Source organism: Paraburkholderia sp. RAU6.4a (assembly GCF_050435625.1).
GTDB lineage: Bacteria > Pseudomonadota > Gammaproteobacteria > Burkholderiales > Burkholderiaceae > Paraburkholderia > Paraburkholderia tuberum.
The window spans coordinates 3039776-3066133 of sequence record NZ_JBNDKQ010000002.1; the positions used below are offsets into that span (position 1 = coordinate 3039776).

Genomic DNA, 26358 nt, shown 5'->3' on the forward strand with positions numbered 1-26358 from the left:
CCAGAGTAAGAGCTTTGGCCAACTCTGGTCGACAAAGGAGATTCCCAAATGGCAAAGCAATTGCAAGACGCATACATCGTCGCCGCGAGCCGTACGCCGATCGGCAAGGCGCCGCGCGGCATGTTCAGGAACACACGTCCGGATGAGCTGCTGGTTCACGCGATCAGGTCGGCCGTTGCTCAGGTGCCCGGCCTCGACACCGGCGTGATCGAAGACGCGATCGTCGGTTGCGCGATTCCGGAAGCGGAGCAGGGCCTGAACGTCGCACGGATCGGCGCGCTGCTGGCAGGTCTGCCGAACACGGTCGGCGGCGTCACGGTGAACCGCTTCTGCGCGTCGGGTCTGACCGCGCTCGCGATGGCCGCGGACCGCATCCGCGTCGGCGAGGCGGATGCGATGATCGCGGGCGGCTGCGAATCGATGAGCATGGTGCCGATGATGGGCAATAAGCCGTCGCTGTCGCCGCATATCTTCGATCGCAACGAAGACGTCGGCATCGCGTACGGCATGGGCCTGACCGCGGAGAAAGTCGCCGAGCGCTGGAAGATCAGCCGCGAAGCGCAGGACGCGTTCTCGGTCGAATCGCACCGCCGCGCGATGGCCGCGCAGCAAGCCGGCGAATTCAACGACGAAATCGCCGCGTACACGATCGTCGATCGCGTGCCCGATCTCGCGACCGGCGAGATCAACGTGAAAACGCGCGAGGTGTCGCTCGACGAAGGTCCGCGCGCGGACACGTCGATGGAGGGCCTCGCGAAGCTGCGCGCGGTGTTCGCGAACAAAGGCTCGGTCACGGCCGGCAACAGCTCGCAGACGTCGGACGGCGCGGGTGCGTTGATCGTCGTGTCGGAAAAAATCCTCAAGCAGTTCACCCTGACGCCGCTCGCGCGCTTCGTCAGCTTCGCGGTGCGCGGCGTGCCGCCGGAAATCATGGGCATCGGCCCGAAGGAAGCGATTCCGGCCGCGCTGAAAGCCGCGGGCCTGAAACAGGACGACCTCGACTGGATCGAGCTGAACGAGGCGTTTGCCGCGCAGTCGCTCGCGGTGATCCAGGACCTCGGCCTCGATACGTCGAAGATCAACCCGCTCGGCGGCGCGATCGCACTGGGCCATCCGCTCGGCGCGACCGGCGCGATTCGTGCGGCGACCGTGGTGCACGGCCTGCGCCGCCGCAACTACAAGTACGGCATGGTGACGATGTGCGTCGGTACCGGCATGGGCGCGGCGGGCATCATCGAGCGTCTGTGAGCCGCTGATCGAACCGGGGATCCTTCTGTGATCCACCAGGGACCGCGCAACGGTTCGCAGGCCGCGCGGCTTGCGAACCGTTTCTACATTCAGCAGGAGCACAAGGAGATGAACGGGATGACGACGGATATTCTGGTCGAGCGCGCCGACGCGGTGCTGACCATCAGCTTCAACCGGCCCGGCAGGAAAAACGCGTTCACGGCCGCGATGTATCAGACGATGGCCGACGCGCTCGTAGACGCGCAGGGCGACGCGTCGGTGCGCGCGATCCTGATTCGCGGCAGCGCGGGCATATTCAGCGCGGGCAACGATCTCGAGGACTTCATGAAGTCGCCGCCGGTTGGCGAAACCCCGCCGGTGTTCCAGTTCCTGCGCGCGCTAGGTTCGGCGGAAAAACCGGTGGTGGCGGCGGTCGCGGGGCCGGCGGTCGGCGTCGGCACGACGCTGCTGCTGCATTGCGATCTGGTCTACGCGGCCGACACCGCGAGCTTTTCGCTGCCGTTCACGCAGCTCGGGCTGTGCCCGGAAGCAGCGTCGAGCCTGTTGCTGCAGCGCGTGGCCGGTTACCAGGCGGCGGCGGAAAAACTGCTGCTCGGCGAGGCGTTCGACGCGGCCGAAGCGCACCGCATGGGCTTCGTGAATCGCGTGCTGCCGGCGGGCGAAGTCGACGCGTTCGCGGCGGCGCAGGCCGCGAAGCTGGCGGCGCTGCCGGCGTCGTCGTTGCGCGTGACGAAGAGCCTGATGAAGCGCGCGAGCCAGCAGGAACTGCAGACGCAGATGACCGAGGAAGCCGTGCATTTCGGCAAGATGCTGCTTGCGCCCGAAGCGCGCGAGGCGTTCAAGGCGTTCTTCGAGAAGCGCAAGCCGGATTTCCGGCGGTTCGACTGAGGGGTGTGCGACGCAGGCGGGCTTCGAGTGGGTTAGCCGTGAATCGTCGCTGCGCCGCTTCAATCGCTCAAGCTTGCTGCTGCCATGTGTCGTAATCGACGTAGCTGCCTTCGCGGCAGAAGCTCACGAGCCGCACGCCCGCCTCACGCGCGATCGCAATCGCGAGCGACGACGGCGCCGAGATCGTCGCGACCATCGGCACGTCGACGCGCGCGGCCTTGCGCACCAGCTCGTAGCTCGCGCGGCTCGACAGAAACACGAAACCGTCGCGCGTATCGGCGCGGTCGAGCACGAGCTGGCCGATCAGCTTGTCGAGCGCGTTGTGGCGGCCGACGTCCTCGAACGCAGAGTGGATCGCGCCTTGCGCATCACACCACGCGGCCGCGTGGAGGCCGCCCGTCAAACGGGTGAGCGCCTGGTGCTCGGGCAGCGCGCGCGCGGCGCGTGCGATCGCATCGGGCGCGAGCCGCTGCAAGAAGCCAGTGTCGGGTACACGCTGCGGTTTCAGATCCAGCAGATCGATGCTTTCGATGCCGCACACGCCGCAGCCGGTGCGCCCGGCGAGCGCGCGGCGCTTTTCCTTCAAACCGGCGAACGCCTGCTGCACGACCTGCAATTGCACCTCGGCATGCGGCAGCTCGCCGTGCCCGTGCAATTCGACCTCGATGTCCTGAATGTCGCTGCCGCGCTCGACGATCCCCTCCGAAATCGCGAAGCCGACCGCGAACGCTTCGAGATCGCGCGGCGTGCACATCATCACCGCGTGCGAGATGCCGTTGAACACGAGCGCGACCGGCCACTCCTGGCCGACGTGATCGGTGGCGGTTTCAACCGCCGCGCCGCGATGGCGGCGCACTTCGAGTTGCACCGCGCCGGGTTGTTCGTCGCTGTCGAGGGCGTGGGGCTGGCCGTTCGCCCGCCCGGTTTGGCGCCCGTTTTGCTGTCCGTTCAAGCTGCTTCACTCCTGTACCATGCCGCGCGTCAAAGGGTGCGCCGGGCTCGCCGTGTGCTTCGCGGCGGCCGCCGCGCGGGGCGCCGTCACGCGAATAAGGTTCTAAAATACCTCAAGCGACGCCCGCACGCTGTCCGCCACCGACAAGGAGCACTGACATGGGACTCAACGAAGCACCGCTTCTGTTCGACTTCGAGGTCGCGTCTTCGGAGAATTTCACTTATATCCCGATGTCGGTGCGCTTCAATCTCGACCGTTTCGGGCTGCGCATCACGCTCGCGCAGTGGCAGCAACTGCCGCTCGAAGATCGTAAGCTGCTCGCGCGTTTCCCGGTCGAAGACGACACGCAGATCGAACCGAATTTCGATCACGCGCTGTTCGAGATGCTGCGCACGCACGCGAACGTCGAACCGGAGTGGTTTACGCCGGAGGAGTCGCCGGCCTGGCGTCAAACCGACAGCGTGCCCGACGGTGTCGCGCATCAGGCGGGGCTGGCCGGTCTCGCCGCGCCGAGCGTCGCGCGCTGGGCCGAGCTCGATCCTTTCAAGCGCTATGTGCTCGCGAAGCTGTCGCGCAAGCCCGAGGCGAGCCACGATTTCGTCCCGGCGATGAAGGAATTTGGAGCCGCCGGCTAGGTGCGGCCGGCTAGGTGCGGCCGGCCAGCCGCTCCCAGCCAGGCGCCCCCACCAACTCGCAGCCTTCCCCCAAATCATCAGATTTTTTTCACGCCGACCCTCAACCCGCTTCCGATCGCGGCCGTTATCCAAAGGATGGCGCGTAAAAGACTTGCATCGATGCGGCCCGACGCACCGGCAGCGAGCGCGCTCTCCCGCCCTCGGAACGATTGACGTTCGGAATCCATGAATCCTTTTCTATCGAAGCGACTGCTGATCAATATTGTGGTCGTTGTCGTCGCGGTCGGTGCAAACGCGTTCGTCGCGTACACGCAGATTCGCGGGCAGCGCGACGCCGATGCGCGCCTCGCGCGCTCGACCAGCGTGCGCCAGAACCTCGATGCGTATCACGCCGCGCTCGATAACGCGCTCGCCGCTCTGCACCGCCTGAAAGAATCGGGCAAGCCGGTGCCGCCCGACGCGGCCGCTTCGATGACGAACACACTCGCGAGCCGCGAGCAATCACTGCGCGACGAGCTCGCGAGCGAGTCGTACATGTCGGGGGCGCTCGCCAGCCTGAGCGCGGCGCGGCACGCGTTGCAGCACGATCTCGAGGACACGCTGCGCAACCATGCGAGTGACCTGCCCGGAGCGGCAAGCGCGGCGTCGGGCGTGGCGCACGCGGCATCGACCGAAGCACCAGGGGCGGCCCCCCTCGACGCGCCATTCGAGGCATCCCTCGACCCTGCGCCGTCGAACTCGCATCTTGCTCCCGCGCTAGAGCGTGTCGAAGCCGCGCTCGCCACGTTGCGCAGCGAGGAAAACCGCTCGTTGCAGATCTCGCTCGCGGCATCGGCGAGCGACAGCGAGCGCGCGATGTTCGTGCTGCTCGTGACGATGCTCACCGGCAGCGTGCTGCTGTTCCTCACGTTCGGCGTGCGCGAGAACAGCGCGCGCGAAAAACTGCGCAGCGCCCGCGCGCTGGTGCGCAACGACGAGCGTTTTCGCAGCCTGTTCGACGATCACACCGTGCCGATGTACATCTTCGATCGCGACACGCTGTGCTTTCTCGCCGTCAACAAGGCCGCGATCCAGCAATACGGCTACACGGAAGACGAGTTTCTCGGCATGACGATCCGCGCGATCCGCCCGAACTCGGAAATCGGCCGCCTGGAGACGCATCTGCAGCGTAGCGCCGACCTCCGCCAGAGCCACACGATGGCGGGCATCTGGCGGCATCGGCGCAAGGACGGCTCGATCCTCAGCGTCAACGTGTCCTATCACGCACTGAACTTCATGGGCCGCGACGCCTTGTTCGTGCTGGCGGACGACGTGACCGACCAGATCAACGCCGAAGCCGAAGCGCAGCGCTCGAATCAGATGCTCGAAGCGGTGATCGACAACATTCCGCAGCGCATCTTCTGGAAGGACCTGAACTCGCGCTATCTCGGCTGCAACATGGCATTCGCGCGCGATGCGGGGCTCGCGTATCCCGAGCAGGTGGTCGGCAAGAGCGACGCCGACCTGGCGTGGCGCGCGTTCGCCGACCTGTTGACCGAGCACGATCGCGAAGTCGTGAGCACCGGCGTGCCCAAGATGAACTTCGAGGTCGACTTCGTGATCGACGGCTTGCACCGCACGACGGTCACGAGCAAGCTGCCGTTCACCGACGGCGGCGGTCAGGTGATCGGCGTGCTCGGCTCGTACACCGACATCACCGAGCGCAAGCGCGCCGATCTCGCGCTGCGTCTGCAAAGCCGGGCGCTCGACGCGAGCGTCAACGCGATCCTGATCACCGCGCCGTCGCCGTCGGGCAATCTGATCGAATACGTGAATCCGGCGTTCATGCGCATCACCGGCTACGATCCCGCCGAGGTGATCGGCCACGACTGCCGCGTGCTGCAACGCGACGACCGTGACCAGGAAGGCGTCGCGTTGATCCGCGAGGCGCTCGCGGCGAATCGCGAGGTCAGCGCGGTGGTGCGCAACTATCGCAAGGACGGCGCGCTGTTCTGGAATCAGCTGTTCATTGCGCCGGTGCCGAACGCGGAAGGCGTGATCACCCATCATATCGGCGTCATCAACGACGTGACCGAGCTGATCCGCTATCAGGAGCAGCTCGAATACCAGGCCAACTACGACGGCCTTACGCGGCTGCCGAACCGCAACCTGCTGCGCGACCGGCTCGAACATGCGCTCGTCGTCGCGCAGCGGCATCATTCGGGCGTCGCGGTCGTGTTCCTCGATCTCGACGGCTTCAAGAACGTCAACGACAGCCTCGGCCATAGCGTCGGCGACCGGCTGCTCGGCGTAGTCGCCGAACGGCTCGCGCGCTGCTCGCGCACCAGCGACACGGTTGCGCGTCACGGCGGCGACGAGTTCGTGATCGTGATGACCGACACCGTCGACGAGCAATCGCTGATCACGTGGATGGAGCGCGTGCGCGCGTCGATCGCCGAGCCGGTGTGGCTCGACGGCACCGAGCTGTACGTCGGCTGCAGCATGGGCGCGAGCCTGTTCCCGCAGGACGGCGAGGATGCCGAAACGCTGATGAAGAAGGCCGACGTCGCGATGTATCGGGCGAAGGACATGGGGCGCAACACGTTCCAGTTCTATCAGCCGGAGATGAACGCGAGCGCGGGCGCGCGCCTGAATCTCGAACGACGCCTGCGCCGCGCGCTGCGCGACAACGAGTTCCTGCTGCACTATCAGCCGCAGGTCGATATCGGCAGCGGACAGATCGTCGGCATCGAGGCGCTGGTGCGCTGGCACGATCCCGAGGTCGGGCTCGTGCCGCCGTCGTCGTTCATTCCGCTCGCCGAGGAAAGCGGGCTGATCGGGCCGCTGTCGGAGTGGGTGCTGCGCGAGGCGTGTCGGCAGAACAAGGCGTGGCAGGATCAGGGCTTGCCGCCGGCGCGCGTGTCGGTGAATCTGTCGGCGCGGGTGTTCCAGCAGCGTGACATCGCGAAGCTCGTGATGCAGGTGCTCGACGAGACCGGACTCGAACCGAAGTACCTCGAACTCGAGCTGACCGAAAGCACGATCATGCGCAACGCGGAAGAAGCGGTGTCGATGCTCAACGAACTGCACGCGCTCGGCATCGGTCTCGCGATCGACGACTTCGGCACCGGCTATTCGAGCCTCAGCTATCTGAAGCGCTTCCCGGTGGACCGCTTGAAGATCGACCGCTCGTTCGTGTCGGATATCGGCGTATCGGGCGACGATGAGACGATCACGTCGGCGATCATCGCGCTCGCCCATTCGCTGAAGTTGCAGGTGATCGCCGAGGGCGTGGAAACGTCGGCGCAACTCGACTTCCTGAAGGAACGCGCGTGCGACGAAATGCAGGGCTTCTATTTCGCGAAGCCGTTATCGACGGAAGCGATTGCCGAACTGCTGCACGGCGGGCTGGTGCCGGAGCTGGAGCCGGCGTGAGGGGAGCGTGACGCGGCGACGGGTGTCGCCGCGTGCCGCGTCCAACGCTGGTCACTGAGCCGGCGTGTCCTTGAATACCGGCAGGCTTTCCGCGAACGCGGAAAACTTCTCGAGCCGCGGATGATCGGCCTTGCTGACCGCCTCCGGCAGCATCATGTGCGTGAACTGCCAGGCTACGGCGACGGCCACCTCCGCCGCGCTGAACTGCTGCTGCGTGTCGGGTAGCGGCCCTTCGCCCAACTCGCGTTCGAGTTCGGCATAGGCGGCGAGCAGTTGCGCGCGCACGCGCTCGACCCACGGTTCATGCTGCTTCTCCTGAGGCCGCAGATTGCGCTCGTAGACGATCTGCACGCTCTTTTCGCACGCGGCGAGCGCGAGACCCGTCAGACGCGCGGCGCGCAACGCCGCGTCGGCTTGCGTCGGGAACAGCGGGGTGGGGCCGGCGAGCGTTGCCAGATACTGCAGGATCACCGTCGAGTCCATCAGGATCGCGCCGTTGTCGGCGACGAGCGTCGGCGCCTTGACGACCGGGTTGATCTTCGCGAACTGGTCGTAGGTGCGGAAAACCGAAATCGACTCGTGTTCGAAGTCGAGCGCGAGCAGCTTCATGCAGATGGCGACGCGCCGCACGTAGGGCGAGTCGAGCATACCGATCAGTTTCATCTCGTTTCCATGAGAAGAGCGACTATGGGGCGTCCCGGGCCTCGTGCGCTGATCGGCTGGAACGGCTAGCGGGTGGCGCGGCGCGTGACGCGTGGAATCGCTAGCTTAAGCATCCTCGCCGGCTCAGTCCAGCGCGGGCAGCGCGCGCGGACGGCGGTCGCTGTCGGTGGCGACGTAGGTGAGGATCGCTTCCGTGACCTTGACGACTTCCTGCGAGAGCCTCAACCGCTGCGCGTAGACCTCGACCGACACGGTCACCGACGTATTGCCGGTCTTCACGATATCCGCGTAAAAGCTCAGCAGATCGCCGACGAACACCGGTTGCTTGAACAGGAAAGAATTAACCGCGATCGTCGCGACCCGCCCATTCGCGCGACGGCTTGCCGGAATCGAGCCGGCGATGTCGACCTGCGCCATGATCCAGCCGCCGAACACGTCGCCATGAATGTTCGCGTCCGATGGCTGCGGCATGACGCGCAGCGCGCACGGCTTGGACGGAAGTTGAAGAAGATCGGTCATCGGGACATCCTTGGGAAACGTGTTCGAGTGTATTGACGCGCATTGACGCAATGGCTGGGCCAGTTCGACAGTAGGCCATGCAAAGCGCCGCCAGTCGGCTTCTGCGACAATAGAAAGATCAGGAATTGTACGGGAAAGCACCCAGCGAAGCGCGCGAGCCGCGCGCCGCTGCGAACTCCGGCAGCTCCACACTCTCCCCACGATTTATGCGCCGCGCTCCTTCGTCCGAACCCTCGCCGATTTCCACCGCACCCCGCAACGACTGGCAAACGATCCTGTCGCTGCTGCCATACCTTGCCACCTACAAATGGCGAGTCGGCTTCGCGCTCAGCTGCCTGATCGGCGCGAAGGTCGCGAACCTCGGCGTGCCGATCGTGATGAAGCGCATCGTCGACAGTCTCGCGTCGGTCCGGCATCTGACCGCGCTCGGCCGCGCGCAGGACGCGCCCGGCATCGTGCTGCTCGGCGGCGTCGGCTTGCTGGTGGTCGCGTATGCGGTGGCGCGGCTGTCCACTTCGTTTTTCACCGAGCTGCGCGAAATCCTGTTTTCGAAAGTCACGGAAAGCGCGGTGCGCCAACTCGCGCTGAAAGTATTCCGCCATCTGCACGGACTGTCGCTGCGCTTTCATCTGGAGCGGCAGACGGGCGGCATGTCGCGCGATATCGAGCGCGGCACGCGCGGCATCACGCAGCTGATTTCCTATTCGCTGTACAGCATCCTGCCGACCCTCGTCGAAGTCGGTCTCGTGCTCGGCTTTTTCGTCGTCAAATACGAGGCCTATTACGCGATCGTCACGTTCGTCGCGCTCGCGGTGTACATCGCGTTCACGGTGAAGGTCACCGAGTGGCGCACGCACTTTCGCCGCACCATGAACGAGCTCGATTCGAAGGCGAATTCGCGCGCGATCGACTCGCTGCTCAACTACGAGACCGTCAAGTACTTCGGCAACGAGGAGTGGGAAGCGAGCCGCTACGACGAGAACCTGAAGCGCTATCGCGCGGCGGCGATCAAGTCGCAGCGTTCGCTGTCGGCGCTGAACTTCGGGCAGCAGGCGATCATCGGTACGGGGCTCGTGTTCATCCTGTGGCGCGCGACCCAGGGCGTGATGGCCGGGCGTCTGACGCTCGGCGACCTGGTGCTGATCAACACGTTCATGCTGCAGCTGTATATTCCGTTGAATTTTCTCGGCGTGGTCTATCGCGAGCTGAAGCAGAGCCTGACCGACATGGACCGCATGTTCTCGCTGCTCGGCGCACCGCGGGAAGTACCCGACGCGCCCAATGCGGTGGCTTTGCAAGTGAGCGGCGCGCAGGTGCGCTTCGACGACGTGAGCTTCGCGTACGAGCCTTCGCGGCAGATTCTGCACGGCGTGAGCTTCACGATCGCGGCCGGCACGACGACGGCGGTGGTCGGCCACAGCGGCTCGGGCAAGTCGACGCTCGCGCGGCTGCTGTTCCGCTTCTACGATCTCGACCGCGCGACGGGCGGCGCGATCCGCATCGACGGGCAGGATATTCGCGACGTCACGCAGGATTCGCTGCGCGCGTCGATCGGCATCGTGCCGCAGGACACGGTGCTGTTCAACGACTCGATCTACTACAACATCGCGTACGGTCGGCCGTCGGCGACGCGCGACGAAGTGATCGCGGCGGCGCGCGCCGCGCATATCCACGAGTTCATCGAGAGTCTGCCGAAGGGCTACGACACGCCGGTCGGCGAGCGCGGGCTCAAGCTGTCCGGCGGCGAAAAGCAGCGCGTCGCGATCGCGCGGACCATACTCAAGAATCCGCCGATCCTGTTGTTCGACGAAGCGACGTCCGCGCTCGATTCACGCTCCGAGCGCGCGATCCAGCATGAGCTCGACCTGATCGCGCGCGAACGCACGACGCTGATCATCGCGCACCGGCTGTCGACGGTCGTGCACGCGCAGCAGATCATCGTGATGGACAAAGGGCGCATCGTCGAGCGCGGCACGCACGCGGAGCTGTTGCGCGCGAACGGTTTGTTCGCGCAGATGTGGGCGCTGCAGCAGCGCGCCGCGCACACCACGGATGCGGTGGAAAGAGCGGAAGCAGTCGGGGCAGGTGAGAGCCCGGCGAAGTAAAGCTCAGCGCGCGCGCAGCAGCCGATCGAGCGCTTCCAGCTGCGCCTGGGTGCCGATGTTCTCCCACGAGCCTTCGTACAGCTCGCCGCTCGCGAGCCCACGCGCGATGGTCGCGCGGTAATACGGGCTCAGCGCGCGCCGCGTGCCGCGCGGCAGATCGCTGAACATGCGCGTGTCGTACAGACCGAAACTGCCGAACGTGAGGCGCGGCTGCGCGTCGAGCGACAGCACGCCGTCGACGAGACCAAAGTCGCCGTTCGGGTGAAACGCCGGGTTCGGCACCATCACCAGATGCATGCCGGGCTCGGGCAGCGCCTTCAGCCGGCCGGCGTGCGCGTGCAGCGCGGCGTAGTCGTAATCGCTGTACACGTCTCCGGCCACCGCGACGAACAACTGATCCGCGCCCTCGTCGGTCAGTAGCGGCAGCGCCTGCGCGATGCCGCCCGCGGTCTCCAGCGCCTCGTGCTCGGGCGAATAACGCAGCTCGACCTGCCAGCGCGAACCGTCGCCGAGCGCGGCTTCGAGCTGCGCGCCGAGCCACGCATGATTGATCACGATGCTACGGATGCCGGCCCGCGCGAGCCGTTCGATCTGCCATACGATCAGCGGCTTGCCGCCCACTTCGAGCAGGGGCTTCGGGCACGCGTCGGTCAACGGACGCATGCGCTCGCCGCGGCCCGCGGCGAAAATCATCGCTTTCTTTACGGACATCGTCATCGGTCAGAAGGTGTAGCCGATTTCCTGCGCGCGGCCGTCGAGGTCGTCGAGCAGTTTCGCGAACCCGCGCAGCGGCGCGTAACGCTCCGCCACCTTGCGTGCATAGCCGATGAAGCGCGGCAGGTCGTTCATGTAATGCGCCTTGCCGTCGCGGTAGTTGATGCGGCAGAACAGGCCGAGCACCTTGATGTGCCGCTGCAGCCCCATCCATTCGAGCTGGCGGTAGAACTCGCCGAAATCGGCATCGACCGGCAGGCCGGCTTTTTTGGCGCGCTCCCAGTAGTACGCGAAGCAGTCGAGCTCGAACTCCTCGTCCCAGCTGAGGAACGCGTCGCGCAGCAGCGACACGACGTCGTACGTGATCGGCCCGTACACCGCGTCCTGGAAGTCGAGCACGCCTGGGTTCGGCTCGGCGATCATCAGATTGCGCGGCATGAAATCGCGCAGCATGAAGCTTTGCGGCTGCGCGCGCGCGCTCGCGATCAGCAGCGCGAACGTGCGATCGAGCAGCGCGCGCGTAGCGGCATCGACCTCGCGGCCAAGGTGCCGGCCGATGAACCACTCGGGCATCAGTTCCATCTCGCGGTGCAGGAACGCTTCGTCGAACGGCGGCAGCACGTCTTCGCGCGAGCTGAGCTGCCAGCGGATCAGGGCGTCGAGCGCGTCGCGCATCAGCGCGCGAGCCGCGCGCGTGTCGCCCGCGGCCTGCGCGTCGGTCAGCGCGCCCAGATACGACGCGGTGCCGAGATCGGTGACGAGCATGAAGCCCGCGTCGAAGTCGACCTCGAGCACGCGCGGCACGTGCACGCCGGCGGCGGCGAGCAATTGCGCGATCTGTGCGAATTCGCGGCATTTTTCGGGCGGCGGCGCGTCGACGGCGATCAGCGTGGCCGCGCCGTTGCCTTGCGCCGCCTTACCGGCGAGCCGGAAATAACGGCGGAAACTGGCGTCGGACGAGGCCGGAACGAGGGTGTCGGGCTCGAGCGCATGGCGCGCCGCGTGGCCTTGCAGCCAGGCCTTGAGCAGGGAGAGACGGGTGTCGGTGAAATCTTGGGTGGAAGGCAGCGTCATGAAAAGCGGCGGCAAATTCTTGGGGACAACGTCTTGCCATATAATACCCCACGACTTTTTTGACGCGACTCACACGCCAGCTTTCGCGTGCTCCGTTTCACCGCCCGCCTTATCACTCGGCAAATTGGGAATCCAGACGTGCAGCCGACTCTAACGGTCGCGGTGTGCAGGCGGTGGATCGTGACGACGAAGGCTTGCGCACGGGTCGACTCGCCAAACGATACATGCCGCCCAGACAGCTTTCCGATACCACTCCTTCCTGTGCAGTAGTGCCGCGCAAAAGGCGGCTCGTCGCGGCGCTGATCGCCGTTCCGGGCCTGATGCCCGCGCTTGCGCACGCCCAACTGGTGGGGGAAGCTGCGCAACCGCAGGCGGTCTACCCGCCGTGGGGCATGCAGCTTGCGCCGCAGCTCGAGGATCATCCGTTGCAAACGGGCCAGCGGCCGGCCACCTTCGTGCTCGGCGACCACGCGAGCGGCACGATCGACCAGGATCTGGCCGCCAAGGGCTCGGCGGAAGTGCGGCACAACACGTCCGTGATCAAGGCCGACGCCCTGCACTACGATCAGGACACGGACATGGCCGATGCGTACGGCAATGTCCACGTGATCAATACCGGCAATACCTTCATCGGACCCGAAGCGCATCTGCGCGTCGATTCGACCGAAGGCTTCATGACCGCGCCGAAGTACCACTTCACGCTGACGGGCGGCTCGGGTAGCGCGCAGCGCGTCGACCTGCTCGACGCCGAGCGCTCCGTGTTCACGCAGGGCACCTACACGGCATGCGCGTGCACGGACAATCCGGCCTGGTACATCAAGGGCAGCGAATTCGATTTCGACACCGGCGCCGACGAAGGCGTCGCCTACAACAGCGTGCTGTTCTTCCAGGGCGTGCCGGTGTTCGCGTCGCCGTGGCTGTCGTTCCCGCTGTCGGGCGATCGGCGCAGCGGCCTGTTGCCGCCCACGTTCTCGCTGAGCTCGACGAACGGTTTCGAGCTGTCGGTGCCGTATTACTTCAACATCGCGCCGAATCGCGATCTGACGGTCACGCCGCGTCTGATCTCGAAGCGCGGTGTGCAGTTGCAGAGCACGTTCCGCTATCTGTCGCCGACGTATTCCGGGTCGATCACCGGTGAATTTCTGCCCGACGATCGCCTGACGAAGACCAACCGCTACGCGCTGTACATCCAGCACAACCAGAATTTCGGTAACGGCTTCGGCGGCTACATCTATTACAACAAGGTTTCGGACAACACCTATCCGGAAGACCTGTCGTCGTCGGTCAACCAGTTCATGAACGGCACCCAGCTCCTGTATCAGCAGGAAGCCGGGTTGACCTACAACAACGGACCGTGGTCCGTGCTCGCGCGCGAGCAGCACTGGCAGACGCTGGAGCCGTCGGTCGCGCCGTACGGCCGCCAGCCGCAGTTGAACGTCAAGTACGCGAAGTACAACATCGGCGGCTTCGATTTCGGCGCTGAAGCCGACTACTCGAACTTCCGCATCACCACCGCGGATCTGAGCGAAGGCCAGCGGGTGCTGTTCAACCCGTACCTGTCGTATTCGGTGGTGGGGCCGGGCTACTTCGTCACGCCGAAGGTGCAGTGGCACTTTGCGTCGTACAACCTGAACAACATCGGCACCGATCTGGCGAACGTGCCGGGGGCGCAGAAGAATTTCACCGAGTCGATTCCGACCTTCACGTTCGACACGGGACTGACGTTCGAGCGCTCGGTGCGCATTTTCGGCGCGGACTATATCCAGACGCTGGAGCCGCGCCTGTACTACGTGTACACGCCGTACCGCAACCAGAACAACGCGCCGCTGTTCGATACCGCCGAATCCGACTTCGGTCTCGCGGAAATCTTCACGCCGAATACGTTCGTCGGTAACGACCGGATCGCCGACGCGAACCGCCTGACCGCCGGTCTCACCACGCGCTTCATCAACCCGTCCACCGGCGACGAGCGCGCGCGCTTCGTGATCGCGCAGCAGTATTACTTCCGGGATCAGCGCGTTACGCTGACGCCGACCCAGACCAGTACCCAGGCCACGCACTCGGACCTGATCGCGGGCGCGTCGATCAAGCTGGGCGCCGGTTTCGCTTCGGAAACGGCGTTCCAATATAATGCGGACAATAACCAGCTCACGAAGACGAGTGTCGGCTTCGGGTTCAGTCCGGCGAGCGGCAAGGTCATCAACGTCGCGTACCGCTACACGCGCGCCAACACCACGCTCGACAACCAGCCGATCAATCAGGTGTTGATTTCGGGCCAATGGCCGCTGACGCACCGGATGTACGGTGTCGGCCGGTTCAACTACGACCTGGGTGGCCACCGTATCGTCGACGGCCTGGTCGGCCTGCAATACGACGCGGACTGCTGGACGCTCGGCGCCGGCATCCAGCGCTACGCGAACGGCCTGAACTCGTCGGGACAGAATCAGTCGAGCACACGGTTTCTGGCGCAGTTGACGTTCAAGGGCTTGTCGAGCGTCGACAACGGGCTGATGACCGCGTTCCGCAGCAGTGTGGCCGGCTACATGCCGTTGCCGCCACCGCCACCGCCGGAGTCGCGGTTCACCAACTACGAATGACGGTCGCCCGGTCATTCACGGCTTGCGAAAAGACGGGCGAAGCGCCCGACATCATTGGAGTATCTGTGGCAATCATGAAACAGCTTCGCTTGGCAATACTCGCGGCGGGTCTCGTCGCCGCGGCGTCCTTCCTTCCAGTCGCGTCGGTACAGGCGCAGGCATTGGCCGGCAATAGCGGCCAGACGGTGGACACCATCGCCGCAGTGGTCAACAACGGTGTCATCACGCAGCGCGAGCTCGACGAGCGGGTCGGTCTGATCGCGCACCGGCTGAACCAGCAGAACGCTCCGGTGCCGCCGACGGACCAGTTGCGCCAGCAGGTGCTCACGCAGATGGTGCTCGAGCGCATCCAGCTGCAGAAGGCTAAGGAAGACGGCATCACCATCGACGACGCGGCCGTGCAGCGCACGCTCGAGCGTCTCGCGCAGGCGAACAACATGTCGCTCGCCATGTACCGCGCGCGCATCGAGGCGCAAGGCGTGCCCTGGACCACTTTCACGAGCGACGCGCGCACGGAGCTGACGCTGTCGCGTCTGCGCGAGAAGGAAGTGGACAGCAAGATCACGGTGACGGACGCCGAGGTCGCGAACTATATCGCCAGCCAGCGCGGCCCGGGCGCCGGCCAGACGAACGACCTGCACGTCCAGCACATTTTCGTGAAGGCGCCGCTGAACGCGTCCGAGACCGACATCGAGGCGGCGCAGAAGAAGGCCGCGGCTCTGCTCGCCGAAGCGAAGGGCGGCGCGGATTTCGAAAAGCTTGCGAAAGCCAATTCGCAGGCGCCGGACGCGTCGAAGAACGGCGGCGATCTCGGCTTCCTCGCGCCGTCGAAGCTGCCGCCCGAGTTCGTGAAGGCCGCGTCGGCACTGCGTCCGGGTGAGATCGATCCGGATCTGATCCGCACCAACGACGGCTTCGAGATCGTGCGTCTGGTCGAGCGCCGTGCCGGCCAGGGCACCAGCGCGGACGCGCCGAAGCTCGTGCAGACGCACGTGCGCCATATTCTGCTGCGCGTCGGCGACGGTCAGTCCGAACCGCAGGCACGCCAGAAACTGCTCGACATCCGCAACCAGATCGCCGCCGGCGGCGACTTCGCGAAGTTCGCGCGCACCTACTCGCAGGACGGCTCGGCGTCGCAAGGCGGTGACCTCGGCTGGGTCAGCCCGGGCGAGACGGTGCCCGAGTTCGAGCGCGCAATGAACTCGCTGCAGGACGGTCAGATCAGCGAACCGGTGCGCAGCGAATACGGCTACCACCTGATTCAGGTGCTCGGCCGCCGCGATGCGCAAGGCTCGATTGCGCAGCAGATGGATCTCGCGCGTCAGGCCATCGGCCAGCGCAAGGCGGAACAGGCGTATGCCGACTGGCTGCGCGAGCTGCGCGATACCGCGTACGTCGAAGTGAAGCCGGCCACGGCGAACGTGCAATAACAGAGCCAATGCGATGACGAGCGCTGCCCAGCCCACCCACCGCCCGCTGCAGATCGCGATCACGACCGGCGAACCCGCCGGCGTCGGTCCCGAGCTGACCGCGCAGGCGCTGGCCGGCGCGGCGGCGCACTGGCCTCAGGCGCAGTTCACCGTGCTCGGTGACGCGCAATTGCTCGCTGAGCGCGCGCGCGCGGTCGGCGTCGATTGGGCGGCGCTGCTCGCGCCAGGCCCGCGCGTGCGGCTCGAACATCACTCGCTTGGCGCACCAGCGCAGGCAGGCAAGCTCGACGCCGCGAACGGCCGCTATGTGCTCGATCTGCTCGATGCGGCGATCGACGGCGCGGTGGCCGGCAGGTTCGACGCGATCGTCACCGCGCCGCTGCAAAAAAGCACGATCAACGACGCCGGTGTGCCGTTTACCGGCCACACCGAATATCTGGCCGAGCGCACCCATACGCCGCGCGTCGTGATGATGCTCGCGGGCACCGGCAAGCGGCCGCTGCGCGTCGCGCTTGCGACCACGCATCTGCCGTTGAAGGACGTGTCGGCGGCTTTGACGATCGAAAGCCTCGTTGCAACGCTGCGCATCATCCATCACGACCTGCGTCACCACTTCGGCTTGCCCGCGCCGCGTATCCTCGTGACGGGGCTCAATCCGCACGCGGGCGAAAACGGCTATCTGGGCCGCGAGGAAATCGACGTGATCACGCCGGCGTTGCGGCAGGTGAACGGCGAGGGCGTCGACGCGCGCGGTCCGTATCCGGCCGACACGCTGTTCCAGCCGCGTTATCTCGACGAAGCCGACTGCGTGCTCGCGATGTTCCACGACCAGGGCCTGCCGGTGCTGAAATTCGCGACGTTCGGCGAAGGGATCAACGTGACGCTCGGCCTGCCGATCATCCGCACGTCGGTCGATCACGGCACAGCGCTCGATCTGGCCGGCACCGGCCGCGCCGACGCGGGTAGCCTGATGGCCGCCGTCGACACGGCGGTGTCGATGGCGCAGCATCGTCGCGCGGGCTGAGGCGCGGGTAGCGTGGGCGGTCGCGGTGCTCGTGACGCGCCGCGTGGCGTCGTGTTTCCACCGTGACGTCTTTCATTCTCAAGCAGTTTTCTTTCTAGCGTTTCTCCGATGTCCACCAGCAGACAGCAAGGCCGGCACCAGGGCCATCTCGCGCGCAAGCGTTTCGGTCAGAACTTCCTGGTCGACATGGGCGTGATCGATTCGATCGTCGACGTGATCCGGCCGCAGCGCGGCGAGCGCATGGTCGAGATCGGGCCGGGCCTCGGCGCCCTGACCGAGCCGCTGATCGAGCGGCTCGCGACGCCCGAGACGCCGCTGCACGCGGTCGAACTCGACCGCGATCTGATCGGCCGTCTGAAGACGAAGTTCGGCAACCTGCTCGAACTGCACGCGGGCGACGCGCTCGAATTCGACTTCGGCTCGCTCGCGGCACCGGGCGACAAGGCGTCGCTGCGCATCGTCGGCAATCTGCCGTACAACATTTCGAGCCCGCTGCTGTTTCATCTGGCGACGTTCGCGGAGCGCGTGATCGATCAGCACTTCATGCTGCAGAACGAGGTGGTCGAGCGGATGGTGGCGGAGCCGGGCACGAAGGCGTTCAGTCGCCTGTCGGTGATGCTGCAGTACCGCTACGTGATCGACAAGCAACTCGATGTGCCGCCCGAGTCGTTCCAGCCGCCGCCGAAGGTCGATTCGGCGATCGTGCGGATGATTCCGTACGAGCGGCACGAACTGCCGGTGGTCGACGAAAGCGTGCTCGGCGGGGTGGTGACGGCGGCGTTTTCGCAGCGTCGCAAGATGTTGCGCAACACGCTTGCCGCGCTGCGCGACACCGTCGATTTCGACGCGCTCGGCTTCGATCTGCAACGCCGCGCGGAGGACGTGCCGGTCGCCGAATACGTGAGTGTGGCGCAGGCGGTGGCGGCGCGCTCGGCCGCTGCGCCGGAATAGACTCGACGCTCGACGGCGGCAGGGCGCCGCCGTCGAGCCCGCTTACCGTTTCGCCGGCGCGTTGACGAGCGCGATGCCGGTCAGCACCAGCAGCGCGGCGATCAGAAAGCGCGCGCTGAACGACTCGCCGAGCAGCAGCACGCCGAAGGTGACGCCGAACAGCGGCGTCAGAAACGAAAACACCGACAGCCTCGACGCGATGTAACGCGTCAACAGCCAGAACCACAACAGATAGCTGACGAACGCGACGATCACGGCTTGATACGCGAGGCTCGCGAGCGCGAGCGGCGTCACGCTTTCCACGCGCACCTCGCCGAGCCCCAGCGCCAGCGCGAGCAGCACCACCGCCGACACAGTCAGCTGATAGAACAGCGTCTTGCTCGCGCTCGTCCGCGCGAGCCGCGAGCCGCGCACGATCACCGTGGTCGCGGCCCACGCGATGCCGCCGAGCACGCCGAGCGCATCGCCGGCCGCGCCCGCGAGCGTCGAGCCGTGGACCGCGCTTGCAGCCGTGCCCGCGTCTGTGTGCAGGAAGCCGTCCGCGAACGCGAGCGCCATCCCCGCGAACGCGACGACAATGCCGAGCCACTGGATGCGCCGCATGCGTTCGCCATCGACGAACCAGTGCAGGCCGAGTGCCGTGAAACACGGCGCCGTGTACAGAAAGACCGCCATGCGCGAGGCGCTCGTCAGCGTCAGGCCGAGAAAGATGCAGACGAACTCGGCCGCGAACAGCACGCCCGCGAGCAGGCCCGCGCCGAGCGTGCCGTCATCGCGAAAGAGCGGCGTGCCGCGCGAGCGTGCCCATGCCCACACGAGCAGCGCCGCGATCGTCGAGCGCAGCCCCGCCTGAAAGATCGGCGGCACCGCCGCATTGGTGGTCTTGATCGCGACTTGCTGCAGCCCCCAGATTGCGCACAGGCCGATCATCAACAGGATCGCGAAGCTATCCGGGGTGCGGCGCGCGGGGTCGGCAAGGCGGTGGTCGTGCTCATGGCGGTGTGGTGAAGAGGTGGGGAGTGCACGGCGAGCCGGTCGGTCCGGTGCGCGGCGAAAACGCCGAGCGTCAGTAGTCGGCGTTTTTTGATGGCGTCGGCACGAGGCAAGATTGCCGGGCGAATTCGCCCGGCGTCAATTCGCCGGGTGCAACGTGAAGCCGGGCTGTGTTTTCATCGTTCTGGCTGACAGCGCGACTCGTGCTCGCCACCGGACGTTCAGTCGACTCGCCCCTTCTTCTGTATCAGCTCGATCTTGTACCCGTCCGGATCGGCGACGAAGGCGATGACAGTCGTGCCGTGTTTCATGGGCCCAGCTTCGCGTGTAACGACACCGCCGCGTTTCTTCACTTCTTCGCATGCCGCATAGGCGTCGTCGACTTCGAGGGCGATGTGACCGTAGCCGGTTCCGAGGTCGTACTTGCTCGTGTCCCAGTTGTACGTCAGTTCGATCGCCGCGCCTTCGGATTCGTCCTCGTAACCGACGAATGCGAGGGTGAACTTCCCGTCCGGGTAGTCGTTCTTTCGAAGCAGGCGCATTCCTAGAACTTCGGTGTAGAACCGGATCGATGCGTCCAGATCACCGACTCGAAGCATGGTATGCAAGATTCGCATGAGGACTCCTTTGATAGTTTGTGGATAAATGCGTCGACCTGCGGCAATTGTAAATGATTGCCGTATAGCTTGAGCCCGAAGCCGCGCCGCCCGCCCGGCGCACTGCGGACTCGATGCGCATCGTGGAATTCGATCGGATCTATTTGAACAAAAAAGTATGGGCAATAAGGGTTTGTGTGCGGTTGCCGGTTTGATATTAGTGTCCAACACTCAGCATCAATCCGGTTCGTCAGATAGCAGTCTGATATATCGGACAATCGATGCGTGACCGGGCGATTTGTTGAGCGTGCAGACAGGCGCTGAAGCCGATTCGTCCGCTCCGGACCACTCTTCTCCGCTTAGGACCCTGCCATGAAGCTTGCCAAACGAGGCGCCCAAGCCGCCTTTCTGTTCGCTGTTGCTGGATTGCTCGCCATCACCGGCTGCACCAAGGTTGCCACGCCAGGGCAGAGCGCAGCGGCATCCCCCTCGACGCTTCAGGCCGTGCTGCAGCGAGGCACGCTGCGCGTCGGCGACTGCCTGACGTTCGCGCCGTTCGGGTTCTATAACAAGGACGGCCAACCAGACGGCTATGACGTGGACCTCGCGAAGGAACTCGCGAAGCAGATGGGCGTGAAGCTCGAGGTCGTGAATACGACGAGCGCGAACCGGATTCCGAATCTGCAGACCAGCAAAGTGGATGTCGTGTTCTGCAACTTCACGCGTAATCTGGAGCGCGCGAAGGTAATCGAATTCACGACCCCCTACGTGGTTGCCAGCGAAGCACTGCTGGTCAGAAAAAATAGTGGCGTTCAGTCGATCAAGGACATGGGCGGTCGCACGATTGCGACGGTCAAGGGCTCGACCAATGGCGACGAAGTGCGCTCGCTGAATATCCCGATCAAGATCCAGGAATACGACAGCTCGCAGGCCGCGATTCTTGCTGTCAAGCAGGGGCAGGCCGACGCGATGATCGAGGACAACAACTTTCTCGCGTATCAGGCCAAGCTCGATCCTGAACTTGCCGTCACGAACGAAGCGCTGGTCCCGCTCGAATACAACGCGTTCGGTGTCAAGGCCGGCGATCAGGAATGGCTCAACTACCTGAATCTGTTCCTCTTCAACGTCAATGCGTCGAAGCTCAACGCGCAGCTCTACAACAAGTGGTTCGGCACCGATCCGCGCTACCCGCTCAATCCGCAGTTTTGAGGAGCGGGAGATGCCGATATCTATTGAAACCCGAACGATGCGGAGGGTGAGATGAGTTACGAGTGGCTCACTCTGTGGGGCTACGTGCCCGAGTTTTTGAGCGCGAGCTGGCTGACTTTGCAAGTGACCGTGCTGGCATTCGTACTGGCGCTAGTCCTCGGCTTGTTGACCGCGCTTGCCAGCGTTTCTGCGCTCGCGCCATTTCGGTTGATTGCTCGCGGCTACGTTGAAATCATCCGCAACACGCCTGTTCTCCTGCAGATTTTCATCGTTTTCTTCGGTCTGCCGTCGGCGGGTATTTCGCTCGACGCATACTGGGCGGGCGTCATTGCGCTCGGCGTCAACGTCGGTGCTTATCTATCGGAAGTGTTCCGCGCCGGCATACAGTCGGTGCCGCGCGGCCAACTCGAGGCCGCCGGCATTCTCGGTCTCGAACGCGCGCAGATCTTCGTCGAGGTCGTGCTACCGCAGGCGACGCGCGCGGTCTATCCGGCCATCGTCAACTACCTGATCCAGTTGCTGCTCGGTACGTCGCTGCTGTCCGCCATTGCGTTGCCGGAGTTGACCGGCACTGCGACCGTGATCAACTCGCGGACGCTTCTCTATCTTCAGACGTTCAGCGTGACGCTCGTCGCGTATCTCGTGCTCAGTAACGTACTTTCCTGGCTTGCGGGCCAGCTCGGAGCGCGGATGTTTCATCCTCCCCTCGTCATGCCGGCGCGCACCGGTTTCGGGACCGGCTTTATGCGCCGGACGAAACGGGCCTGATTCCCGGATTGGAGTTGGATCATGTCAGTCGAATTGCTGAAAACCAGTTTCTCCATCCTGCTGCAGGGTCTGGTGACGACGCTGTTGCTTTCCATTGCGTCCATCGTGGGCAGCACGCTGATCGGCCTGTTCGCCGCCGTCTTGCGGTCGTTCGGACCGTGGGGCACAGCCCGCCTTGCCAGACTCTATACGGAGCTGTTTCGCGGCACGCCGGTACTCATCACGCTGATGTTCATCTATTTCGGCGTGTCGTACTTCGGTTACGCGATCGACGTCTTCGCAGCCGGCGTCATCGGCTTGAGCGTCTATCAGGGCGCTTACATCGCCGAAATCTTCCGCTCAGGGATCGAGGCGGTACCCAAAGGTCAATGGGAGGTATCTCAGATCCTCGGCCTCACGCGGGCTCAAGTCGTTCTCGTTCGTCGTGCTGCCTCAGACGGGAAAGATCGTGTTGCCGCCTCTCGTCGGTCAGTATCTGTCGCTCATCAAGGACACGTCGATCGTCAGCATGATCGGAATGTCCGAGTTGATGCATGGTGGCCAGGCCATCGTCGACCGGGTCGGAAAGCCCGTGGAAATCTACGGACTCGTCGCCCTCATTTACTTCGCCGTGTGCTTCCCGCTCTCGCAATGGGTGCGCCACCATGACCGCAGGAGATTGTCGTGAGTAACCAAAGCCAAACCAGACCCATCATTTCACTGACAGGCGTCAGCAAAGCATTCGGTTCGACTCGGGTGTTGAACGAAATCAATCTCGAGGTTCGCCCGGGCGAGGTGCTGGTGCTCATTGGCGCGTCCGGCTCGGGTAAGAGCACGGTCTTGCGAATCATGGCGGGATTGGAGACCACCGATTCCGGCGAGGTCTGGGTCAACGATGTGCCCATGCATGATCCGCGCCGAGCGCGAGAGATTCGTGGCCATGTCGGCATGGTCTTCCAGCAGTTCAATCTGTTTCCTCACAAGACCGCGCTCGGCAACGTCACGCTCGCGCTTATCAAGGCACGCCGCATGAGTCCGGACGACGCGCGCAAGCGCGCCATGGACACACTCGACCGTGTCGGGCTCGCGGACCGCGCGGCACACTATCCAAGCCAGTTGTCGGGCGGTCAGCAGCAACGCGTGGCAATTGCGCGAGCGCTCGCGGTCGAGCCCGGCATCATGTTCTTCGACGAGGCGACGTCCGCGCTGGATCCGGAGCTGGTCGGCGAGGTCACCGAGGTGATGCGTGGGCTCGCGCGCGACGGCATGACGATGGTCGTCGTCACGCATGAAATGGGCTTTGCCCGCAAGACCGGCGACCGCGTGGTCTTCATGGACAAGGGCGTCATCGCCGAGCAGGGCGATCCGGAACAGATCTTCGTCAATCCCGCGAACGAACGCACGCGGCAATTTCTGCACAGAGTTCTCGACCATTGATTTGTCACGGCCTGTAAGTCGCTTTCGCGGGTCTGCCGCGCGATAAACTCACGTCGCTTGAAAGACAACCGGTCGGATGAACGCTTTACGGAGTGAACGCATGGCTGTAACCGAATCGTCTCGGGCGAGAGGCGTGGATCGCGTCATCGCGATGTTCCGGCAATTGCACGTCGCCCAACGCCCGCTGACCATGCGCGAATTAATCGAGGCGACCGGCGCGCCGCGTTCGAGCATTTACGAGCTGGTCGCGATTCTCGCGGAAGTGGGCTGGCTCGAGACGGCCGCGGATGGGAGCGTGTTCTTCGGGCGCGAGATGCACTACTACGGGTCCGACTATGCAACGCACAACGATCTGATTAGCCGCGCGCATCAATCCATTCTGGCATTGGTACGGAAGTACGACGAGACCACGCAGCTGTGCATGCTGGAAGGCAACAAGTACACGGTCGTGTTATCCGAGAACAGTGCCCGGCCATTCAACATCAGTTCGGACATCGGCGTGAGAGTGCCGATTCCGTGGACCGCCACGGGACGTCTGCTGCTAGGTCACCTGAATGCCGACGAGATTCGCGCGCTCATTCCGGCCGAAGATTTCATCCTCGACAACGGGGTGAATATCGAATTCGGCGAATTCCTGAACGACGTGCAGGCCGCAAAAGAACGAGGCTACTGCTGCACCGAAGGACTCTCGAATGCGTTCAGGCTTTGTATGGCAGCGCCGATTCGCGACCGTGCGGGACTGCCGATTGCGGCGCTGTGTTTCATGACCGGCCGCGACACGAGCCCGGACAGGCGCGGCGTGATGCTCGACGATCTGTTGCAGTCCGCGAAAGCGCTCTCGCATAGATAGCGCCCGGCCTCAAAGCGTCGGCAACAGCTCCGGCGGATGCGACTTCAGTGTCTGCCGCGCCTCGCGGAACTCCGGAAAAATCGATTCGACCGTCTGCCAGAAGCGCGGACTGTGATTCATCTCGCGCAGATGCGACAGCTCGTGCGCGACGACGTAGTCGATGATCGACAGCGGAAAGTGGATGAGCCGCCAGTTCAGGCGGATTTTGCCGTCGCTCGAACAACTGCCCCAGCGCGTCGCCGCCGAAGACAAGGCATACGCGCGATAGTTGACGCCCAGCTTCTGCGCGTAGATCGCCAGACGCTCGCCGAACAGCCGCTTCGCTTCTCCTTGCAGCCAGCCCTGCACGCGATCCTTGATCTGCTGCGGGTCGGCTTGCAACGGCAGCGGCAATTGCAGCGCGCCGTGCTCGGCGCTGAACGCGAGTATGCCTTGCGGCGCGCCGAGCGTCACGCGCACCGGCTGACCGAGGTAGGGCACTTCGGCGCCGTCTTGCCAGTCGATCTTCGGCAATGCACGCTGCTCGACGCGCGTTTGCCATTCGATCAGCTTCGTAAAAATCCAACGCTGTTTTTCGGTGATCGCGGTTTCGATATCGGCGAGCGTGACCCAGCGCGGCGCGGTGATCGTGAGGCCGGTGCTGTCGATCGCAAAGCCGATCGAGCGGCGCGCGGAACGCTTGAGCGCGTAATGCAGCGTGCGTGAACCGATGGCGAGACTGCGCAGCTTGCTGCCGTCCGGCGCGAGCGGCGCGACGGGCGGCCGGGCCGGTGCTGAGCCCAATGAACCCGGCGCGGAAGGTGAAGGAGACGACGACGTCGACCCCGGCTCGGCGAAGAGCGGGAGATCGAGCTGCCGGTTTTCGAGCGCCGCGGCGGGCTGCGGCGTAGGAGACTTCTGCATCGGCTTCGCTTCGCGCAATACGCCTTCGGAGTTCGAGGGCGTGGCGCGTCAGATGGGCGCGGCGGCGGAATCGTTAGCCGCCGCGCTGTAGGCAGTCGGATCGATGCGGCGCATCTCTGCTTCGATCCACTGCTCGACGCGCGTGTTCACTTCGTCGGGCGTGAGCCCCGTCGTGTCGATCGGCTTGCCAATCGACACCGTGACTATACCCGGATATTTAAGAAACGAGTTGCGCGGCCACACGCGGCCCGCGTTGTGCGCGATCGGCACGACGGGGGCACCGCTCGCGATCGCGAAGCGCGCGCCGCCGGTCTTGTACTTGCCCTGCTTGCCGGTCGGCGTACGCGTGCCTTCCGGAAACATGATGACCCATGCGCCTTCGGCCATGCGGGCCTTGCCCTGGTTCGTGACCGATACGAACGCGTATTTGCCTTCCTTGCGGTTGATGTGAACCATCTTCAGCATGCCGAGCGCCCAGCCGAAGAACGGCACATACAAGAGCTCGCGCTTGAACACGTAGCACAGCGGGCGCGGCATGATCGCCGGAAACGCGAGCGTTTCCCACGCCGACTGATGCTTCGACAGCAGCACGGCCGGGCCGTTGGGCAGATTCTCGAAACCTTCGATGCGGTAGCGGATGCCGTTCAGGTAGCGCACCGTCCACAGCGTCAGACGACACCAGCCGGCCGCCATCCAGTAGCGGTTTTCCGCGCGCAGGAACGGAAACGCGATGAAGCACGCGGTCGCGTACGGTACCGTGAACACAACGAAATAAATCAGCAGCAGCAGGGAACGGATAAAGCGCATCGGCGTGGTCGGTGGGGGGGTGGGAGCGCGGTGCGCGCGTTTATTCCTGAGCGTCGGCGAGAAAGTCGAGCGCGAACGCGCGCAGGTCGTCGTGCACGATCGTGCCTTCGGGCAAGCCGCCGGCGGCGAGGGTCTTGCGGCCCTTGCCGGTCAGCACCAGATGCACCGGGTGACCGAGCGCAGCGCCCGCCTGCAGATCGCGCAGAGAATCGCCGACCGTCGGCGTATGCGCCGGATCGACCTCGAATCGCTCGGTGATCATCTTCAGCATGCCGGGCTTCGGCTTGCGGCATTCGCAGTGATCTTCCGCCGTGTGTGGGCAGAAGAACACCGCTTCGATGCGCGCGCCGACCGCTGCCGCCATCCGGTGCATCTTCAGATGCATCGCGTTCAACGCATCCATGTCGAACAGACCGCGGCCGATGCCCGACTGGTTCGTCGCGACTGCGACGCGATAGCCGGCGTGGTTCAGGCGTGCGATCGCTTCCAGCGAGCCGGGCAGCGCGACCCATTCGTCCGGCGACTTGATGAATGCGTCGGAGTCGACGTTGATCACACCGTCGCGGTCGAGGATCACCACTTTCTTGATCGGCATGGCGCGG

General features: G+C 64.7%; 24 protein-coding genes and 1 pseudogene. 14 read left to right on the plus strand and 11 right to left on the minus strand.

What is annotated here, in order from left to right; genetic code table 11:
• The first annotated feature begins 48 nt into the window (after positions 1–48).
• Together OKW40_RS18855 and OKW40_RS18860 are read left to right on the plus strand one after the other, a co-directional pair.
• Positions 49–1248, plus strand: coding sequence for an acetyl-CoA C-acyltransferase (locus OKW40_RS18855; protein WP_429490949.1), 1200 nt, complete (start codon positions 49–51; stop codon positions 1246–1248).
• A gap of 117 nt (positions 1249–1365) precedes the next feature.
• Positions 1366–2136 carry an enoyl-CoA hydratase gene (locus OKW40_RS18860; RefSeq protein WP_429491999.1) on the plus strand — a complete coding sequence of 257 codons (771 nt, stop codon included), beginning with the start codon at positions 1366–1368 and terminating at the stop codon, positions 2134–2136.
• 67 nt (positions 2137–2203) lie between these two features.
• Here OKW40_RS18860 and fdhD read toward each other — a convergent pair whose 3' ends face one another.
• Positions 2204–3088, minus strand: a complete 885-nt coding sequence (gene fdhD, locus OKW40_RS18865; RefSeq protein ID WP_429490951.1) for a formate dehydrogenase accessory sulfurtransferase FdhD — start codon at positions 3086–3088, stop codon at positions 2204–2206.
• Between the two features lie 158 nt (positions 3089–3246).
• Here fdhD and OKW40_RS18870 point away from each other — a divergent pair, with 158 nt between their 5' ends.
• The gene (locus tag OKW40_RS18870) at positions 3247–3723 is read left to right on the plus strand and encodes a nitrate reductase associated protein (protein ID WP_184062390.1); all 477 of its coding nucleotides are present in this window, start codon (positions 3247–3249) and stop codon (positions 3721–3723) included.
• Positions 3724–3800: 77 nt separating this feature from the next.
• On the opposite strand, the gene OKW40_RS18875 is transcribed toward OKW40_RS18870, so the two are convergent.
• The gene (locus OKW40_RS18875; RefSeq protein ID WP_184062387.1) at positions 3801–3950 is read right to left on the minus strand and encodes a hypothetical protein; all 150 of its coding nucleotides are present in this window, start codon (positions 3948–3950) and stop codon (positions 3801–3803) included.
• Here OKW40_RS18875 and OKW40_RS18880 point away from each other — a divergent pair.
• Positions 3949–7137 carry a sensor domain-containing protein gene (locus tag OKW40_RS18880; protein ID WP_429490953.1) on the plus strand — a complete coding sequence of 1063 codons (3189 nt, stop codon included), beginning with the start codon at positions 3949–3951 and terminating at the stop codon, positions 7135–7137. The genes OKW40_RS18875 and OKW40_RS18880 overlap by 2 nt on opposite strands.
• 51 nt (positions 7138–7188) lie before the next feature.
• Here the strand turns inward: OKW40_RS18880 and OKW40_RS18885 are convergent, their stop codons facing one another.
• Together OKW40_RS18885 and OKW40_RS18890 are read right to left on the minus strand one after the other, a co-directional pair.
• The gene (locus tag OKW40_RS18885; RefSeq protein WP_184062383.1) at positions 7189–7800 is read right to left on the minus strand and encodes a glutathione S-transferase family protein; all 612 of its coding nucleotides are present in this window, start codon (positions 7798–7800) and stop codon (positions 7189–7191) included.
• 123 nt (positions 7801–7923) lie between these two features.
• Entirely contained in the window at positions 7924–8319 is a 396-nt protein-coding gene (locus OKW40_RS18890) for an acyl-CoA thioesterase (protein WP_090803024.1), read from the minus strand.
• A 206-nt stretch (positions 8320–8525) separates the two neighbouring features.
• Here OKW40_RS18890 and OKW40_RS18895 point away from each other — a divergent pair, with 206 nt between their 5' ends.
• Positions 8526–10424 (plus strand): ABCB family ABC transporter ATP-binding protein/permease, encoded by a 1899-nt coding sequence (locus tag OKW40_RS18895; protein ID WP_429335740.1) that lies wholly within the window; start codon positions 8526–8528, stop codon positions 10422–10424.
• 3 nt (positions 10425–10427) lie between these two features.
• Here the strand turns inward: OKW40_RS18895 and murU are convergent, their stop codons facing one another.
• Both murU and OKW40_RS18905 read right to left on the minus strand, forming a co-directional pair.
• On the minus strand, positions 10428–11141 hold the full coding sequence (murU, locus tag OKW40_RS18900; RefSeq protein ID WP_429490955.1) for an N-acetylmuramate alpha-1-phosphate uridylyltransferase MurU: 714 nt from the start codon (positions 11139–11141) through the stop codon (positions 10428–10430).
• 3 nt (positions 11142–11144) lie between these two features.
• On the minus strand, positions 11145–12212 hold the full coding sequence (locus OKW40_RS18905) for an aminoglycoside phosphotransferase family protein (protein ID WP_184062378.1): 1068 nt from the start codon (positions 12210–12212) through the stop codon (positions 11145–11147).
• 224 nt (positions 12213–12436) lie between these two features.
• Here OKW40_RS18905 and OKW40_RS18910 point away from each other — a divergent pair, with 224 nt between their 5' ends.
• The 4 genes from OKW40_RS18910 to rsmA all read left to right on the plus strand — a co-directional run bounded on the left by OKW40_RS18910 (position 12437) and on the right by rsmA (position 18214).
• Positions 12437–14809, plus strand: a complete 2373-nt coding sequence (locus tag OKW40_RS18910) for an LPS-assembly protein LptD (protein ID WP_184062376.1) — start codon at positions 12437–12439, stop codon at positions 14807–14809.
• Between the two features lie 65 nt (positions 14810–14874).
• Complete coding sequence (locus tag OKW40_RS18915) at positions 14875–16239, plus strand: peptidylprolyl isomerase (RefSeq protein ID WP_429490957.1); 1365 nt, start codon at positions 14875–14877, stop codon at positions 16237–16239.
• Between the two features lie 13 nt (positions 16240–16252).
• Positions 16253–17263 carry a 4-hydroxythreonine-4-phosphate dehydrogenase PdxA gene (gene pdxA / locus OKW40_RS18920; protein WP_429490959.1) on the plus strand — a complete coding sequence of 337 codons (1011 nt, stop codon included), beginning with the start codon at positions 16253–16255 and terminating at the stop codon, positions 17261–17263.
• Between the two features lie 108 nt (positions 17264–17371).
• Positions 17372–18214 (plus strand): 16S rRNA (adenine(1518)-N(6)/adenine(1519)-N(6))-dimethyltransferase RsmA, encoded by an 843-nt coding sequence (gene rsmA, locus OKW40_RS18925; protein ID WP_184034614.1) that lies wholly within the window; start codon positions 17372–17374, stop codon positions 18212–18214.
• 42 nt (positions 18215–18256) lie between these two features.
• Here the strand turns inward: rsmA and OKW40_RS18930 are convergent, their stop codons facing one another.
• Together OKW40_RS18930 and gloA are read right to left on the minus strand one after the other, a co-directional pair.
• The gene (locus OKW40_RS18930; RefSeq protein WP_429490961.1) at positions 18257–19144 is read right to left on the minus strand and encodes a DMT family transporter; all 888 of its coding nucleotides are present in this window, start codon (positions 19142–19144) and stop codon (positions 18257–18259) included.
• 284 nt (positions 19145–19428) lie between these two features.
• Positions 19429–19824 carry a lactoylglutathione lyase gene (gloA, locus tag OKW40_RS18935; RefSeq protein ID WP_018419422.1) on the minus strand — a complete coding sequence of 132 codons (396 nt, stop codon included), beginning with the start codon at positions 19822–19824 and terminating at the stop codon, positions 19429–19431.
• A gap of 351 nt (positions 19825–20175) precedes the next feature.
• On the opposite strand from gloA, the gene OKW40_RS18940 reads away from it, so the two are divergent.
• The 5 genes and pseudogenes from OKW40_RS18940 (at position 20176) to OKW40_RS18960 (ending at position 24046) form a co-directional block, all read left to right on the plus strand.
• Positions 20176–21012 carry a transporter substrate-binding domain-containing protein gene (locus tag OKW40_RS18940; protein WP_184034601.1) on the plus strand — a complete coding sequence of 279 codons (837 nt, stop codon included), beginning with the start codon at positions 20176–20178 and terminating at the stop codon, positions 21010–21012.
• Between the two features lie 51 nt (positions 21013–21063).
• Positions 21064–21780, plus strand: a complete 717-nt coding sequence (locus OKW40_RS18945; RefSeq protein ID WP_429490963.1) for an amino acid ABC transporter permease — start codon at positions 21064–21066, stop codon at positions 21778–21780.
• A 21-nt stretch (positions 21781–21801) separates the two neighbouring features.
• Positions 21802–22447 (plus strand): annotated as a pseudogene (locus OKW40_RS18950) (amino acid ABC transporter permease).
• Positions 22444–23196: an amino acid ABC transporter ATP-binding protein gene (locus tag OKW40_RS18955; protein WP_429490964.1), complete on the plus strand. Its 753-nt coding sequence runs from the start codon at positions 22444–22446 to the stop codon at positions 23194–23196. The pseudogene OKW40_RS18950 and the gene OKW40_RS18955 overlap by 4 nt, the downstream one beginning before the upstream one ends.
• A gap of 100 nt (positions 23197–23296) precedes the next feature.
• The gene (locus OKW40_RS18960; protein WP_184062361.1) at positions 23297–24046 is read left to right on the plus strand and encodes an IclR family transcriptional regulator; all 750 of its coding nucleotides are present in this window, start codon (positions 23297–23299) and stop codon (positions 24044–24046) included.
• Between the two features lie 9 nt (positions 24047–24055).
• Here the strand turns inward: OKW40_RS18960 and OKW40_RS18965 are convergent, their stop codons facing one another.
• From OKW40_RS18965 to gmhB, 3 genes are read right to left on the minus strand one after another with little or no spacing between them, the layout of a single operon-like run.
• On the minus strand, positions 24056–24949 hold the full coding sequence (locus OKW40_RS18965; RefSeq protein WP_429490966.1) for a M48 family metallopeptidase: 894 nt from the start codon (positions 24947–24949) through the stop codon (positions 24056–24058).
• Between the two features lie 48 nt (positions 24950–24997).
• Positions 24998–25756, minus strand: coding sequence for a lysophospholipid acyltransferase family protein (locus OKW40_RS18970; protein ID WP_090803045.1), 759 nt, complete (start codon positions 25754–25756; stop codon positions 24998–25000).
• Between the two features lie 40 nt (positions 25757–25796).
• Positions 25797–26351, minus strand: coding sequence for a D-glycero-beta-D-manno-heptose 1,7-bisphosphate 7-phosphatase (gmhB, locus tag OKW40_RS18975; RefSeq protein ID WP_090803046.1), 555 nt, complete (start codon positions 26349–26351; stop codon positions 25797–25799).
• Between the last annotated feature and the right edge of the window lie 7 nt (positions 26352–26358).